This is a genomic window from Peribacillus sp. B65, assembly GCF_058513295.1.
Map to the genome: position 1 here is coordinate 5083003 of NZ_CP195840.1, position 15879 is coordinate 5098881.

The 15879-nt window shown below is 42.2% G+C and carries 15 protein-coding genes and 1 other annotated feature; all 15 genes read left to right on the forward strand.

Annotated features, from left to right (window positions below):
• Positions 1 to 345 precede the first annotated feature (345 nt).
• The 15 genes from ACSR9O_RS24785 (at position 346) to ACSR9O_RS24855 (ending at position 15870) form a co-directional block, all read left to right on the forward strand.
• Positions 346 to 807 carry a CtsR family transcriptional regulator gene (locus ACSR9O_RS24785; RefSeq protein WP_101225855.1) on the forward strand — a complete coding sequence of 154 codons (462 nt, stop codon included), beginning with the start codon at positions 346 to 348 and terminating at the stop codon, positions 805 to 807.
• Positions 808 to 828: 21 nt separating this feature from the next.
• Complete coding sequence (mcsA, locus tag ACSR9O_RS24790; protein ID WP_101225856.1) at positions 829 to 1380, forward strand: protein-arginine kinase activator protein McsA; 552 nt, start codon at positions 829 to 831, stop codon at positions 1378 to 1380.
• Positions 1377 to 2453, forward strand: coding sequence for a protein-arginine kinase McsB (mcsB, locus tag ACSR9O_RS24795; RefSeq protein ID WP_101225857.1), 1077 nt, complete (start codon positions 1377 to 1379; stop codon positions 2451 to 2453). Before mcsA ends, mcsB begins: the two co-directional genes overlap by 4 nt.
• Before the next feature lie 129 nt (positions 2454 to 2582).
• Positions 2583 to 5024: an ATP-dependent protease ATP-binding subunit ClpC gene (gene clpC / locus ACSR9O_RS24800; protein WP_101225858.1), complete on the forward strand. Its 2442-nt coding sequence runs from the start codon at positions 2583 to 2585 to the stop codon at positions 5022 to 5024.
• Positions 5025 to 5222: 198 nt separating this feature from the next.
• The gene (gene radA / locus ACSR9O_RS24805; protein WP_101225859.1) at positions 5223 to 6611 is read left to right on the forward strand and encodes a DNA repair protein RadA; all 1389 of its coding nucleotides are present in this window, start codon (positions 5223 to 5225) and stop codon (positions 6609 to 6611) included.
• A 2-nt stretch (positions 6612 to 6613) separates the two neighbouring features.
• Complete coding sequence (disA, locus tag ACSR9O_RS24810; RefSeq protein WP_063595517.1) at positions 6614 to 7687, forward strand: DNA integrity scanning diadenylate cyclase DisA; 1074 nt, start codon at positions 6614 to 6616, stop codon at positions 7685 to 7687.
• Between the two features lie 227 nt (positions 7688 to 7914).
• The gene (locus tag ACSR9O_RS24815) at positions 7915 to 9012 is read left to right on the forward strand and encodes a PIN/TRAM domain-containing protein (protein WP_101225860.1); all 1098 of its coding nucleotides are present in this window, start codon (positions 7915 to 7917) and stop codon (positions 9010 to 9012) included.
• A 21-nt stretch (positions 9013 to 9033) separates the two neighbouring features.
• Positions 9034 to 9723, forward strand: a complete 690-nt coding sequence (ispD, locus tag ACSR9O_RS24820) for a 2-C-methyl-D-erythritol 4-phosphate cytidylyltransferase (RefSeq protein WP_101225861.1) — start codon at positions 9034 to 9036, stop codon at positions 9721 to 9723.
• A 14-nt stretch (positions 9724 to 9737) separates the two neighbouring features.
• Positions 9738 to 10217, forward strand: coding sequence for a 2-C-methyl-D-erythritol 2,4-cyclodiphosphate synthase (ispF, locus tag ACSR9O_RS24825; protein WP_101225862.1), 480 nt, complete (start codon positions 9738 to 9740; stop codon positions 10215 to 10217).
• A 90-nt stretch (positions 10218 to 10307) separates the two neighbouring features.
• Positions 10308 to 11765, forward strand: a complete 1458-nt coding sequence (gltX, locus tag ACSR9O_RS24830; protein ID WP_230178744.1) for a glutamate--tRNA ligase — start codon at positions 10308 to 10310, stop codon at positions 11763 to 11765.
• 42 nt (positions 11766 to 11807) lie between these two features.
• Positions 11808 to 12056: a binding site (T-box leader), on the forward strand.
• A gap of 85 nt (positions 12057 to 12141) precedes the next feature.
• Positions 12142 to 12792, forward strand: a complete 651-nt coding sequence (gene cysE, locus ACSR9O_RS24835) for a serine O-acetyltransferase (RefSeq protein ID WP_491725283.1) — start codon at positions 12142 to 12144, stop codon at positions 12790 to 12792.
• A gap of 1 nt (position 12793) precedes the next feature.
• On the forward strand, positions 12794 to 14191 hold the full coding sequence (cysS, locus tag ACSR9O_RS24840; RefSeq protein ID WP_491725284.1) for a cysteine--tRNA ligase: 1398 nt from the start codon (positions 12794 to 12796) through the stop codon (positions 14189 to 14191).
• A 2-nt stretch (positions 14192 to 14193) separates the two neighbouring features.
• Positions 14194 to 14616 (forward strand): Mini-ribonuclease 3, encoded by a 423-nt coding sequence (locus ACSR9O_RS24845; RefSeq protein WP_034305071.1) that lies wholly within the window; start codon positions 14194 to 14196, stop codon positions 14614 to 14616.
• A complete protein-coding gene (gene rlmB / locus ACSR9O_RS24850) occupies positions 14613 to 15356 on the forward strand; it encodes a 23S rRNA (guanosine(2251)-2'-O)-methyltransferase RlmB (protein ID WP_491725285.1) in 744 nt (247 codons plus the stop codon). Before ACSR9O_RS24845 ends, rlmB begins: the two co-directional genes overlap by 4 nt.
• A 4-nt stretch (positions 15357 to 15360) precedes the next feature.
• The gene (locus ACSR9O_RS24855) at positions 15361 to 15870 is read left to right on the forward strand and encodes an NYN domain-containing protein (protein WP_034305067.1); all 510 of its coding nucleotides are present in this window, start codon (positions 15361 to 15363) and stop codon (positions 15868 to 15870) included.
• The last annotated feature ends 9 nt before the right edge of the window (positions 15871 to 15879 follow it).

Sequence of the window (15879 nt, forward strand, 5' to 3'; positions counted from 1 at the left end):
CATTTATTAAGATCAGCCATCCGGCTGGTCTTTTTTGATGTTCGTAATTAAAAAAGTTTTTTATTTATGGGACAGCATGGACTGGCCGTATTTTTGGTGAGCTGAGAATTGGGCAGTATTAAAATTGTAAAACCTTAAGGAGAAGAAAAAATAGCAGGTTTTGCTTTTGTCTTTTTAGGGTATTTATGTAAGATATTTTAACTTTAATGTTCAATGGGGTATGTAACTACATATAATTTGGAGAAAATGGATATTACAGAAAGAAAGTGCGTTTAAGTTGCAAAATGCATTATTCCTTGTATAATAATAGTCAAATATAGTCAAAGTCAGAATGGAGGAGGCTGAGTGAGAAACATATCTGATGTTATCGAAACTTATTTGAAGCAAGTACTTGAAATAAGTCAAAAAGATATCTTGGAGATTAAAAGAAGTGAAATAGCAGATAAATTTCAGTGTGTTCCTTCTCAAATCAATTACGTAATCAATACCAGGTTTACCATCGAGAGAGGTTATGTTGTAGAGAGTAAGCGTGGGGGCGGAGGTTATATACGCATCATGAAGGTGGAATCACAGGATTCCGTGCAACTTATCAACCAATTATTATCACTTATTGGTTCCAGGGTATCTCAATCGATGGCTGAAGGAGTAATTTCACGGCTGATGAATGAAGACGTCATTAATGAAAGAGAAGCAAAGATTATGATGAGCGTCATAGATAGATCGGTGATTTATATCGACCTACCTGACCGCGATGAACTTAGGGCAAGAATTTTAACTGCGATGCTTACGACTTTAAAATATAAATGAAACTGGCAGAGGTGATGAACGTTGATTTGCCAAGAATGTCATCAAAGGCCTGCTACCCTGCACTTCACCAAAATCATCAATGGAAAAAAGACTGAAGTCATGATTTGTGAGATATGTGCTCAGGAAAAAGGCGAAATATTCATGGATGCAGGTGGACCTGGTTTTTCAATAAATAATTTATTAGCAGGATTGTTGAATATCGAGTCGAATATTCAACAGACGAAGGCAAATGCATTTCCTAAAACGGAAGAGAGGCGTTGCCCGCATTGTCATCGATCTTATAAAGAATTTGTCCATATTGGTAAGTTTGGCTGTGCCGAATGTTATAAAACGTTCAATGAACAGTTAAATCCCATTTTAAAGAGGGTTCATAGCGGCAATACAGCACATATAGGGAAAATTCCAAAAAGGATCGGTGGCACCATCTATCTTCGAAAGCAAATTTCAGATTTGAAAGAAGTTTTAAAGGCCCACATTGATCAAGAGGAATTCGAGAAAGCGGCAGAGGTAAGAGATAAGGTACGTTCCCTTGAAAAAAGGTATGAAGCCCAAGAGGGAGGCGAGGAATTATGAGCTTGGAAAAGTTTGTAGAAAACGCTTTGAGTTCCTGGATGAGTGCCGAAGGGCCGGAAATCGATATTGTATTGAGTTCGCGGATTCGGCTGGCCAGGAATTTCAAAGACTTTACCTTCCCAACCTCCTTTTCTAACGAAGAAGCTAAAAAAATCATTGAATTGGTCAAAAAAAGAATTGAAGAGGAAGTGACTCCAGAGATTGGGAAACTGGAACTTTTAGAGATTGACCAATTGCAGCCACTGGAAAAGCGCGTTCTCGTTGAAAAACATTTAATCAGTCCTCATTTAGTTGAAGATTCAGCGAAAAGCGCATGTCTCCTTTCGGAAAATGAAGAAATAAGTATCATGATAAATGAAGAGGATCACCTCCGTATTCAATGTTTAATGTCGGGATTGCAGCTGAAGGAAACCTTAAAGATTGCAAATGTTCTTGACGATTGGATTGAAGAATCCATAGACTATGCATATGATGAAGAAAGAGGATACCTAACAAGTTGTCCGACTAATGTGGGAACAGGATTAAGGGCTTCAGTCATGATGCATCTTCCCGGCCTGGTCCTTACACAGCAGATGAATAATATCATACCGGCTATCAACCAATTGGGGTTGGTGGTTCGAGGGATTTATGGAGAGGGCAGTCAAGCGTTAGGGAATATTTTTCAAATCTCAAATCAAATTACTCTTGGAAAGTCGGAAAGGGATATCGTTGAAGATCTAACAAGTGTAGTGCAACAAATCATAGCCCAGGAACGGTCAGCGAGGGATGCATTAGCGAGGACTTCCCACATACAATTAGAAGATAGAATTTTCCGTTCATATGGGATTTTGTCCAATGCTCGAATCATCGAGACCAAGGAAGCAGCTACCTGTATCTCCGATGTTAGGTTAGGGATAGATCTTGGGTATATAAAAAATATTTCCAAAAGCATTCTAAATGAGTTGATGATTTTGACGCAGTCGGGATTTTTACAAAAGTACGCAGGCGGCCCTTTAAGACCCCATGAAAGGGATATTCGAAGAGCAGCACTCATCCGGGAACGCTTGAATTTCACTGAATCTTCCTCCTCATAGAGGTCATAGACCTCTTTAGGGAGTATCAAATTTCATGTAATAGATATGGAGCAAGAATAAGCTTCTGCCATTACTTAGAGAATTGCCAGCAACTTTATTCAAAACGAAAATTCTAAGGAGGAATTCCCTATGATGTTTGGTCGTTTTACTGAAAGAGCCCAGAAAGTATTAGCATTAGCCCAAGAAGAGGCAATCCGTTTAGGTCATAATAATATTGGCACGGAACATATTTTACTGGGTCTTGTCCGAGAAGGCGATGGTATTGCAGCCAAGGCGTTATTTGCTCTTGGATTGGGTCCGGATAAGATTCAGAAAGAAGTGGAAAATTTAATTGGCCGTGGACAGGATACGGCTCAAACGATACATTATACCCCAAGAGCCAAGAAAGTCATTGAACTTTCCATGGATGAGGCAAGAAAATTAGGTCACTCATATGTTGGGACAGAGCATGTTCTTCTAGGTCTTATACGAGAAGGGGAAGGTGTAGCTGCCCGCGTATTGAATAATCTTGGAGTAAGTTTAAATAAAGCCAGACAACAAGTATTACAGCTTTTGGGCAGCAATGAATCAGGTGGTCATCAAGGTTCTGCCGCTTCAAATGCGAGTACACCGACACTGGATGGCCTAGCCCGTGATTTAACGGCGATTGCCAGGGAAGGAAGCCTGGATCCCGTTATCGGAAGAAGTAAGGAAATACAGCGTGTCATTGAGGTATTAAGCCGCCGTACAAAAAATAACCCAGTATTGATCGGTGAACCTGGGGTAGGTAAAACAGCCATTGCTGAAGGGCTTGCCCAACAGATCATCAATAATGAGGTACCTGAAATTTTACGCGATAAACGCGTAATGACACTTGATATGGGTACCGTTGTGGCTGGTACTAAATACCGTGGTGAATTTGAGGACCGGTTGAAGAAAGTTATGGATGAAATACGTCAGGCGGGTAATATCATCCTATTCATCGATGAATTGCATACATTGATTGGTGCAGGTGGTGCAGAAGGTGCCATCGATGCCTCCAATATCCTTAAACCATCATTGGCACGTGGTGAATTACAATGTATCGGTGCTACAACATTGGATGAATACCGTAAGTATATTGAAAAGGATGCTGCGCTTGAACGTCGTTTCCAGCCAATCCAAGTCGATGAGCCAACTATTGAGGAATCCATCCAAATTCTCAAGGGGCTGCGTGACCGTTATGAGGCACATCACCGCGTATCGATTACTGACGAAGCGATTGATGCCGCAGTCAAATTATCCGACCGTTATATTTCCGATCGCTTTTTACCGGATAAAGCGATTGACTTGATTGATGAAGCTGGCTCCAAGGTCAGGCTGCGCTCATACACAACGCCACCTAACTTAAAGGAACTTGAAGTGAAGCTAGACGATGTTCGCAAGGAAAAGGATGCTTCCGTTCAGAGTCAGGAATTTGAAAAAGCAGCTTCGCTTCGCGATACGGAACAACGCTTAAGAGAACAATTGGAAGAAACGAAAAAAACTTGGAAAGAAAAACAAGGGCAGGAGAACAGTGAAGTCACTGTGGATGACATTGCACATGTCGTGTCCAGCTGGACGGGAGTGCCAGTCACTAAACTGGCGCAAACAGAGTCAGACAAACTGCTTAATATGGAGTCGATCCTCCATGATCGTGTAATTGGGCAGGAAGAGGCCGTCATTGCGGTTTCTAAAGCAGTACGACGTGCCAGGGCAGGTTTGAAAGATCCTAAACGTCCAATTGGTTCATTCATCTTCTTGGGACCTACAGGGGTCGGTAAAACCGAGCTTGCACGTGCTTTGGCTGAATCAATTTTTGGTGATGAAGATGCCATGATCCGCATCGATATGTCCGAATATATGGAGAAACATTCAACTTCACGTCTTGTTGGATCCCCTCCAGGATATGTTGGATACGAAGAAGGCGGTCAGTTAACGGAAAAAGTGCGGAGGAAACCATACTCTGTCGTTCTGCTTGATGAAATAGAAAAGGCTCATCCGGATGTCTTCAATATCCTTCTTCAAGTATTGGAAGACGGAAGGCTGACAGATTCCAAGGGTCGTACTGTCGATTTCAGGAATACCATTCTGATCATGACATCGAATGTAGGTGCGTCGGCATTGAAAATCGATAAGTATGTCGGCTTTAACATCCAGGATACTGGCCAGGACTATAAAAATATGAAAGGGAAAGTGATGGAAGAACTCAAACGTGCATTCCGTCCGGAATTCCTGAATCGTATTGATGAAACCATCGTGTTCCACTCATTAGAGAAGGATCATTTGAAACAAATCGTTACATTAATGTCAAATCAGCTTACTACCCGTTTGAAAGAACAGGAGATATACTTGGAGCTGACAGATGCGGCTAGAGAAAAAATTGCAACCGAAGGTTTTGATCCGGAATATGGTGCACGTCCAATCCGCAGGGCACTTCAGAAGCATGTAGAAGATTATCTATCCGAAGAGTTGCTTAAAGGCAACGTGAAAAAAGGGCAAACGGTCGTAATGGATGTCGTGAATAATGAGTTTGCAATCCGGCAAGGCGAGCCTGTAAATGTAAGTGAATAACCTGATCCTAAACTTCGAGGTACACGCAGATTCTTTTGCAGTGTACCTCTGTTTTTTATCTATAGGTAGATATGAGTATAAACGGGACAAGCAGAGTGAATATTTTTTTAAAAAAACTTAGCCTTAAGAAGGTTTAAATAAAACAGAGATATAATATCCTTAATATAGATATTTTTTCCAAAGGAAGAGGAGTAATTTATGGCTGTAAAAAAGAAAACAAAATTTATGTGTCAGTCTTGTGGATATGAATCCGCGAAATGGATGGGGAAATGCCCAGGCTGCGGTGAATGGAACAAAATGGTCGAGGAAACCGAAATCGTTAAGCCTGCTAGAAAGGGCGCGTTTACCCATTCGGAGGTTAGAGGTTCCGGGGAACGGGAGAAGGCAGCACCCATAACGACTATTCAATCAGAAAAAGAACCACGGATTAAGACGGATTTAATGGAATTGAATCGTGCTCTTGGGGGCGGGATCGTACAGGGGTCACTTGTATTGATCGGAGGGGACCCGGGTATCGGCAAGTCCACCCTGCTTTTACAGGTATCATCCCAATTGGCGCATAAACAGAAAAAAGTGCTATATATATCAGGTGAGGAATCAGTCAAGCAGACCAAATTGAGAGCAGACCGGCTTGGGACCATGTCGGAACATCTATTCGTTTATGCTGAAACCGATATGGACTATATCCAACAGGCCATTACAGAGGTAAAACCGGATTTGGTCATTATTGACTCCATTCAAACGGTATATCATTCGGAGGTTACATCTGCCCCGGGAAGCGTTTCACAAGTGAGGGAATGCACAGCTTCACTCATGCGAATAGCTAAAACGAACGGGATCGCAATTTTTATCGTCGGTCACGTTACAAAGGAAGGGGCCATTGCGGGACCGCGGCTGCTTGAGCACATGGTTGACACCGTTTTATATTTTGAAGGAGAAAGACACCATACATATCGAATTATACGTGCGGTCAAAAACCGCTTTGGTTCGACAAATGAGATGGGTATTTTTGAAATGAAAGAACATGGATTGGAAGAGGTAGCGAATCCATCGGAAATTTTCCTTGAAGAACGGTCGCAAGGAGCTTCGGGTTCCACAGTCGTCGCATCCATGGAGGGCACAAGGCCGGTGCTTGTCGAAATTCAAGCATTGATTTCACCTACGAGTTTTGGAAACCCAAGGCGAATGGCCACGGGAATTGACCACAATCGAGTTTCGCTTTTAATGGCTGTTTTGGAAAAGAGAGTGGGCTTGCTGCTCCAAAACCAGGATGCGTATTTAAAGGTTGCTGGTGGGGTCAAGCTTGATGAACCGGCAATTGACCTCGCTGTTGCAATAAGCATTGCATCAAGCTTCCGAGATAAACCAACAAACCCTGCCGATTGCATCATTGGTGAAGTGGGGCTGACTGGGGAAGTGAGAAGGGTGTCACGGATAGAACAAAGGGTGCAGGAAGCGGCGAAATTAGGGTTTGAGCGGGTTATCATACCGGCTAATAATATAGGGGGATGGACTGCGCCAAAAGGTATTAAGATCGTTGGTGTTTCATCGGTTTCGGAGGCTCTTAAACAATCGTTAGGGGGTTAAGTATGACAGATAAAAAAGGGTATGAGAAAACTAAATTGGAAATTCTGCAAATTGTAGCACCGGGTACCCCGCTTCGTGAGGGTATTGAAAATGTCCTGAGGGCAAATACAGGTGGTTTGATAGTGGTCGGATATAACGAGAAGGTGCGAACGATCGTGGATGGCGGCTTCGAAATCAACTGCAGCTGTACCCCCAGCACATTATATGAGTTGGCGAAGATGGACGGGGCCATCATTTTAAATGAAACGGCCGATAAGATCATTTTCGCAAATGCCCAATTAGTGCCGGACAATAGCACACCTTCCACTGAAACGGGAATGCGGCATAGGACAGCGGAACGTGTGGCAAGGGAGACCAAGTCGTTGGTCATCGCAATCTCACAACGTCGGAATGTCATCACTTTATATCAGGGCAATTTCCGTTATGCCCTTAAAGATATAGGAGTCATACTTGCTAAAGCTAATTTGGCCATCCAGACCCTGGAAAAATACAAGGTGGTCCTGCAGCAGAGCATATCGGTTTTAGGAGCGCTCGAGTTTGAGGAAATCGTGACCTATGCCGACCTTTTGCAGGTATTTCATCGTTATGTAATGGTGCTCAGAATCAAGGCCGAGCTACTAACGTACCTTAATGAGCTTGGTACGGAAGGAAGATTGATCCGTTTGCAAATGAATGAAATCCTGGCAGATATTGAAACGGAAGGAAAATGGCTTATCAAGGATTATACCTCCAGTAATGATGAAAATCCCGAGGAAATCATTTTTAGGCTTCAAGAGTTGGCCATGCAGGAAAAACTGGATGAAAGCATTCTTCTGAAGGTGCTGGGCTATCATGGATACATACATCTTGATGAGTCAGTACATCCCCGTGGTTACCGTATTCTTCATAAAATCCCACGCCTGCCGGGTTTGATCATCGAGAATTTAGTGAAACAGTTCGGAAGCTTTAGTGAAGTCAATAAAGCTACGGTTGAAAACCTTGACGATGTGGAGGGTATAGGCGAAGTCCGCGCCAATAAAATCAAAGAAGGACTCCGCATTTTAAAAAATCAGCTGGTCACAAATAGAAGGATGTAAGGAGCAGCTGGCCTTTTAACATTCACCTGAACCAGCTTGAAATTGGTTGGTGTTTATTTTTGACACTCAAAACTCAGGGTGCTAGGCTAATATTACGAAAAAGAGAAGAAGTCGTATTTGTAAATCCACTAATTCCTTAAGTGAATTTAACGTATATAATTAAAACGAATTTTCGAAGGTTTCATTTTATTTTATTGGTCAATAATGAGTAGAGGGAGGTGAAAGGGATGTTAAAACGCATTATACAAGCATGCTTCTTAATAGTCGGCGGAACACTTGGTATGTTACTAATTCCTGAATTATTAATTGTTTTACATGCAGACGATATTGCTTTATTAAACAATCCTTATGTAAGTGTACTGTTGGGTGCCATTATCTTTTATCTTATAACTTTTTGGGCAGTAGATCATGTGATCTATTTTATGAAGTGGCTGGAGGAACAGCTTGTTAAGATACCGATTACGGATATAATTTTTGGCAGCGTCGGCCTTTTAGTGGGACTGCTTGCGGCGTTCTTGGTTGGCTCCGCCTTCAGTGCCATCAAGGTTCCTATTTTAAATACAGTGGTACCTATCATCCTTACGCTTTTATTTGGTTATCTTGGTTTTCAGGTGGGCTTTAAAAAACGTGATGAGCTATTGAGTTTATTCATGAAAAGCAATAAGAAAAAGAATACTGATGGTGAAGCGAACGAAGAGGATGAAGAGGGGTATAGCAAGCGGCTTAAGATTCTCGATACTAGCGTCATCATTGATGGTAGAATTGCGGATATCTGTCAGACGGGCTTTCTGGAGGGTACCATAGTCATTCCTCAATTCGTTTTAAACGAACTGCAGCACATTGCCGATTCATCTGATGCATTGAAAAGGAATCGCGGAAGACGCGGTTTGGATATCTTGAATCGAATTCAAAAAGACCTGCCGATTAAAGTGGAGATGTACGAGGGTGATTTTGAAGACATTCAGGAAGTGGACAGTAAACTGGTGAAGCTTGCCAAAATATCGGGCGGAATGGTCGTTACCAATGATTTCAATTTAAACAAAGTATGCGAGTTTCAAAACGTGGCGGTCCTTAATATCAATGATCTGGCCAATGCCGTTAAACCTGTTGTACTTCCTGGGGAAGAGATGAATGTTCAAGTCATCAAGGATGGGAAAGAGCAGAACCAGGGCATCGCTTATTTGGATGACGGTACCATGATCGTAGTCGAGGGTGGCCGTGATCATATCGGGAAACGAATCGATGTACTTGTCACAAGTGTATTGCAGACCTCTGCAGGCCGGATGATATTCGCTAAACCGAAACTATTAGAAAAAGCATTATAAAGAAGAGTAGGAGAAACCGTTATGTTTTATGAAGTAGTGATACCTGCAGCTGGACAAGGCAAAAGAATGAAGGCGGGCAAGAATAAACTTTTTATTGAACTATCGGGTATCCCGATCATTGTTTATACACTGCGTGTCTTCGAAGAAGATCCTGACTGTCGGGGGATTATCCTTTCGATAAACCCGGCAGAAAAGGATTATTTCAATCAATTGATAGCAGCGTATGGGCTTAAAAAGGTCAAGAAACTGGTCATGGGTGGCAAGGAGCGCCAACAAAGCGTGTATAATGGACTGCAACATGCAGAAGAAGACATCATCTTGGTCCATGACGGTGCCCGCCCTTTTATCAATCTTGGGCAAATCAGTGAATTGACTGCTGCCGCCTCCCTGCATGGAGGTGCCGTAATTGCAGTGCCCGTTAAGGATACGATTAAAAAAGCGGCAAACAAAGAGGTAGTGGAAACAGTGGAACGATCAAGCTTGTGGGCGGTGCAAACTCCACAAGCTTTTCGTGTATCCATATTAAAAAGTGCGTATGAACAGGCAGAAGCTGAAGCGTTTTTAGGGACGGATGATGCAAGTTTGCTAGAGCGGATCAATGAACAGGTAGTTATTATTGAGGGCAATTATGATAATATTAAAATTACGACTCAGGAAGACCTTTATTTTGCAGAAGCGATTTTACATAAACAACAACATGGAAAAAGATGATTGGGGAGAATGATATGTTTAGAATAGGACAAGGATATGATGTTCATCAGCTTGTAGAGGGCAGACCTTTGATTATTGGCGGGATTACGATTCCGTATGAGAAAGGTTTGCTAGGGCATTCTGATGCGGATGTCCTTCTGCATACTGTTGCTGATGCCTGCTTGGGTGCAATTGGTGCAGGGGATATCGGTAAGCATTTTCCGGATACCGATCCTGAATTTAAAGATGCCGATTCGGCAAAACTGCTGCAGTATATTTGGGCAATTGTAAAAAAAGAAGGATATTCCCTGGGCAATGCGGACTGTACAATCATTGCACAAAGCCCGAAAATGGCACCGTATATTGAGGAGATGCGAGGCAGGATTGCTGAACTTTTAGATACGTCGATAGACAGAATTAATGTAAAGGCGACCACTACCGAGAAACTTGGATTTACAGGCAGGAGCGAAGGAATCGCGGCACAGGCTGTAGTCTTATTGGTTAAATCAAACTAAATTCATTTTTAGGGTGGATGCCTTTATCCCAATGTATTTAAATGATAATATATACAATAGAATAGAACGACTGGGAGGTCTATATATATCATGAGCAGTGATATTCGAGTTCGCTATGCACCGAGTCCGACTGGACATTTACATATTGGTAATGCACGGACTGCTTTATTTAATTATTTATATGCACGAAATAAAGGTGGGAAATTCATCATTCGTATTGAAGATACCGACCAAAAGAGAAATATTGAAGGTGGAGAGGATAGTCAGCTTAAATATTTAAAATGGCTTGGTATGGATTGGGATGAAGGTGTTGATGTTGGCGGTGAATACGGGCCATATCGTCAATCCGAAAGGAACGACCTTTATCAGGAATTGTATCAAGAGCTTTTAGATAAGGGTTTGGCATATAAATGCTATTGTACGGAAGAAGAGCTTGAAGCAGAGCGTGAAGGACAGGTCGAACGCAATGAAACGCCAAAATATTCAGGGAAGTGCAAGCATTTAACTGAGGAAGAGCAAGCGGAACTATTGGCTCAAGGAAGAAAACCGAGCATTCGCTTTGCCGTTCCGGCTGGGAAGGTCCTTACTTTCAAAGATATGGTCAAGGATGAGGTTTCGTTTGAAACAGATGGCTTTGGTGATTTTGTTATCGTTAAAAAAGATGGCATTCCAACCTATAACTTTGCAGTGGCCGTCGATGATCATTTGATGAAGATTTCCCATGTCCTTCGCGGTGATGATCATATCTCCAATACTCCAAAACAATTGATGATTTATGAAGCTTTCGGCTGGGAACCGCCGGTATTCGGACATATGACGCTGATTGTAAACGAAAGCAGGAAGAAACTGAGTAAACGTGATGAGTCGATCATTCAATTCATTGAGCAATATGAAGAGCTTGGTTATGTACCTGAAGCGTTATTCAATTTCATTACATTACTAGGGTGGTCTCCGGTCGGGGAGGAAGAGATTTTCACGAAGGAAGAATTCATTAATATTTTCGATGCTGACCGTCTTTCTAAGTCACCTGCACTTTTCGATAAACAAAAGCTTACATGGATGAATAACCAATATGTTAAGCAATTGGACCTCAATCGTGCAGTGGAATTGTCAATGCCTCACTTAATTAAAGCCGGGAAGGTTTCAGAGACACTGACCGCCGAAGAAGAAGAGTGGGTACATGGGCTAGTTTCCCTTTTTCAAGAGCAGATGAGCTATGGAGCGGAAATAGTCGAGCTATCTGAACTGTTCTTCAAGGATGAGGTCGTGTTCGAGGAAGAAGCTAAGGAAGTGCTGGCTGAAGAACAGGTACCGGAAGTCATGAAAGCTTTCCTTCAGGAGATTGAAGGGCTTGAAGAATTTAACGCGGATGAAATCAAGAAGTCGATTAAAGCCGTACAAAAAGGCACAGGTCATAAAGGGAAAAAATTATTCATGCCGATAAGGGCTGCCGTCACGGGTCAAACACATGGTCCTGACTTGCCTAAGGCGATTTCATTACTGGGCAAGGAAAAAATTAAACAGCGTATTCAGAGTATTTTATATTAACAATTTGTCGAAAATGTAATATAGTATTTAATAATCTTACAAAAGAACGCGTAGATGGGGAGAAGTAAGTAAACGAAGCTTTTTAGAGAGAACCATAACCTGCTGAAAGTGGTTCAAGCCTCTCGTTTTCTGAAATGCACCCTTGAGTCCTTTGCTGAACTAACTTATAGTAGGCACAGGCGGAATTTCCTCCGTTACAGGGATTAAAGTTGGGGATGAAAAAACAGGAAGAAGCTTTATCTGGTTTTTACATTCCAAACAGAGTGGAACCGCGCTTCAAGCGTCTCTGTCTATTTGGACAGAGACGCTTTTTTATATGCTTTAAAAGCTTCAAAAGGGGATGTTGGAAAAGGACGGAACATAGGGGGGAATCATTTTGTTAAAGATGTTTAAAGAGGATATCGAAGTGGTTTTTGATCAAGATCCTGCTGCGCGCAGCTATTTGGAAGTCATATTGACGTATGCGGGTTTACATGCAATTTGGAGTCATAGGATGGCTCACGCACTATTCAAGAAGAAATTCTTTTTCCTGGCAAGAAGTATATCTCAAATCAGTCGGTTTTTTACCGGAATTGAAATTCATCCAGGGGCTACGATTGGCCGTCGTTTCTTCATTGACCATGGAATGGGGATCGTCATTGGCGAAACTTGTGAAATTGGCGACAATGTATCTGTCTTTCAAGGTGTAACCCTTGGGGGAACAGGAAAGGAAAAGGGAAAACGTCATCCTACGATAAAGGATAATGTCCTGATTGCTACAGGAGCAAAAGTGCTTGGTTCCATCACTGTTGGGGAAAACTCAAAAATCGGTGCAGGATCGGTTGTTTTAAAGGAAGTGCCACCTAATTCTACAGTGGTGGGCATTCCAGGTAAAGTGGTCATTCAAGATGGTATCAAAATAAACAAAGACCTAAATCATTGTGATCTTCCTGATCCAATCGCTGATCGCTTTAAGGAATTGGATAGTGAACTCAGGGCCTTAAGAGAGAAGATGGCTGAACAGAAGCAGGAAGAAAGGAGTCTATAATATGGCGATTAAAATATATAACACAGCAACAAGAAAAAAGGAAACCTTCGTCCCGATTGAAGAGGGAAAGGTGAAGATGTATGTATGCGGGCCCACTGTCTATAATTACATTCATATAGGTAATGCAAGACCGGCAATCGTATTTGATACCGTTCGTAGGTATTTGGATTACCGTGGATATGATGTGCAATTCGTTTCGAACTTTACCGATGTGGATGATAAGCTGATTCGCGCGGCAAAAGAATTGGGTGAAGATGTCCCGACCATCTCAGAGCGTTTCATCAAGGCTTATTTTGAAGACGTATCGGCATTGGGCTGCAAAAAAGCGGATGCTCACCCAACCGTAATGGAGAACATGGATGCAATCATTGAATTCATTTCGGCATTAATTGAGAAAGGATTCGCTTATGAATCTGAAGGGGATGTGTATTACCGCACTCGTAAGTTTGAGGGATATGGAAAGCTTTCACATCAGTCCATCGATGAGCTGCGAGTGGGGGCCCGTATTGAAATAGGGGAGAAAAAACAAGATGCCCTTGATTTTGCCCTTTGGAAAACGGCCAAGGATGATGAAATATCTTGGGAGAGCCCATGGGGTAAGGGGCGTCCTGGCTGGCATATCGAATGCTCCGCAATGGTCAAAAAGTATTTGGGCGATACGATCGATATTCATGCAGGGGGTCAAGATCTGGCTTTTCCGCATCATGAAAATGAAATTGCACAATCCGAAGCATTGACGGGTAAGACCTTTGCGAATTATTGGATGCATAATGGGTATATAAATATTGAGAATGAAAAAATGTCTAAGTCCTTAGGCAATTTCGTCCTTGTGCATGACATCATACAGAAGCATGATCCACAAGTGTTACGCTTCTTCATGTTATCTGTACATTACCGTCATCCCATCAATTATAGCGAAGAAGTGCTTGAAAATGTAAAAGCGTCCCTAGAACGCTTAAGGACATCTTATCAAAACTTAAAGCATCGCCTTCAAGTAAGTGATGGATTGACTGAGAATAATGATGTTTGGTTGGAGAAGCTTAATGAATTACATGAACAATTCATTAAGGAAATGGACGATGATTTCAACACAGCTAATGCAATATCCATGCTCTTTGAACTTTCCAAACAGGCAAATTATTACTTGATGGAGAAAAACACAGACACGGAAGTGATTAATGCTTTCCTTGATAAATTCAACACCTTATTTTCTGTCCTCGGTTTATCCCTTGAAGAAGAGGGGCTTCTGGATGAAGAAATTGAAGGGTTGATACAGCAAAGGATTCAAGCGCGGAAAGACCGCAATTTTGGCTTATCTGATGAAATTCGCGATCGCTTGAAAAACATGAATATCATATTAGAGGATACCCCTCAAGGTACAAGATGGAAAAGAGGGTAATTATGCTTCATTACGATAGTAAGGTAGATGCAAAAATGCTGAACAGTCTTGCTTTAGCATATATAGGTGATGCTGTATACGAAACGTATATACGGCATCACCTCATTCAAAAGGGGGCGGTCAAGCCCAATCTACTTCATAAAAAAGCTACATCTTTTGTAGCTGCTAAAGCGCAAAATAAAATCATCCACTTCTTTCTGGAGTCAGATTGGCTATCGGAAGAGGAATCTGCTGTCGTTCGGCGCGGCCGAAATGCGAAATCCGGTACGGTACCGAAGAATACAGATGTGCAAACGTATCGCTACAGTACAGCCTTCGAGGCTCTTATGGGATTTTTGTATTTATCCGGTCGAATAGAAAGAATGGAAGAACTCATCAAAAAATCCATTGAATACATTGAAGAAGAAAAGGGGAGTAACCCATGAGCGAAGAATATATCATTGGCAGAAACCCCGTATTGGAAGCACTTCGCTCCGAACGGGAAGTTAATAAAATTTGGATAGCCGAGGGCTCGCAAAAAGGCTCGATGCAGCCACTCATCGGTCTGGCGAAGGAAAAGAAGGTATTCGTGCAGATCGTACCGAAGAAAAAAATTGACCAAATGGCTGAAGGTATCCATCAAGGCGTTATCGCACAAGTGGCTGCATATGAATATGTGGAACTGGATGATTTATTCGCAAAAGCGGCTGAACGGGACGAAGCACCTTTTTTCATGATTCTTGATGAAGTTGAAGATCCGCATAATTTAGGGTCGATCATGAGGACGGCTGATGCTGTCGGTGCCCATGGAATCATCATTCCAAAAAGGAGAGCTGTGGGCTTGACGGCAACAGTGGCAAAAGCCTCGACGGGTGCAATTGAATATATTCCGGTAGCTCGCGTTACAAATTTGGCGAGAGCGGTGGAAGAGTTGAAAGAGCGCGGGGTATGGATAGTCGGTACCGATGCGAAAGGCAGCGATGATTACCGTAACATGGATGGAAAGATGCCTATCGGACTTGTTATCGGCAGCGAAGGAAAAGGCATGGCACGATTAATGAAGGATAAATGTGATTTTCTCATCCGTCTCCCTATGGCAGGTCAAGTAACTTCGTTAAATGCATCGGTAGCAGCCGGTTTATTGATGTATGAGGTTTATAGAAAAAGAAATCCCCTAGGGCAATGATGAAATGAATATTCTGTTGGTGGACGGTTATAACATTATTGGAGCTTGGCCGGAACTGAGAGAATTAAAGGAACGGGATCTTGCAGCTGCAAGGGACCGGTTGATAGAAATGATGGCGGAATATCAAGCATTTACCGGATACCGTGTAATTGTCGTATTTGACGCTCAATATGTTCAGGGAATTGCCCGTATATTCAAAAATCACAAAGTTGACGTAATTTTTACAAAAGAAAATGAAACTGCGGATGAAAGAATTGAAAAGATGGCCATTGAACTGAATAATGTCAAAACACAAATTCAAGTGGCAACCTCGGACTTCACGGAACAGTGGGTGATCTTCGGCCAAGGGGCCCTAAGGAAATCCGCTCGTGAACTGCTTATTGAAATGGAAGAAATTCAAGGCGAAATCAAGAAAGATGTAAGAAAAACAACGACGATAAGACCCGTGGCTAAAATTCCTTTAAGTGAAGAAGTGGCAGAAATTTTCGAAAAATGGCGCCGGGGTAAAATATGAACCATTGAC

Coding starts and splice junctions, on each gene's coding strand:
- mcsB (WP_101225857.1), top strand. CDS start 1,377: ATGAGCTTGGAAAAGTTTGTAGAAAACGCTTTGAGTTCCTGGATGAGT.
- clpC (WP_101225858.1), top strand. CDS start 2,583: ATGATGTTTGGTCGTTTTACTGAAAGAGCCCAGAAAGTATTAGCATTA.
- radA (WP_101225859.1), top strand. CDS start 5,223: ATGGCTGTAAAAAAGAAAACAAAATTTATGTGTCAGTCTTGTGGATAT.
- disA (WP_063595517.1), top strand. CDS start 6,614: ATGACAGATAAAAAAGGGTATGAGAAAACTAAATTGGAAATTCTGCAA.
- ACSR9O_RS24815 (WP_101225860.1), top strand. CDS start 7,915: ATGTTAAAACGCATTATACAAGCATGCTTCTTAATAGTCGGCGGAACA.
- ispD (WP_101225861.1), top strand. CDS start 9,034: ATGTTTTATGAAGTAGTGATACCTGCAGCTGGACAAGGCAAAAGAATG.
- ispF (WP_101225862.1), top strand. CDS start 9,738: ATGTTTAGAATAGGACAAGGATATGATGTTCATCAGCTTGTAGAGGGC.
- gltX (WP_230178744.1), top strand. CDS start 10,308: ATGAGCAGTGATATTCGAGTTCGCTATGCACCGAGTCCGACTGGACAT.
- cysS (WP_491725284.1), top strand. CDS start 12,794: ATGGCGATTAAAATATATAACACAGCAACAAGAAAAAAGGAAACCTTC.
- ACSR9O_RS24845 (WP_034305071.1), top strand. CDS start 14,194: ATGCTTCATTACGATAGTAAGGTAGATGCAAAAATGCTGAACAGTCTT.
- rlmB (WP_491725285.1), top strand. CDS start 14,613: ATGAGCGAAGAATATATCATTGGCAGAAACCCCGTATTGGAAGCACTT.
- ACSR9O_RS24855 (WP_034305067.1), top strand. CDS start 15,361: ATGAATATTCTGTTGGTGGACGGTTATAACATTATTGGAGCTTGGCCG.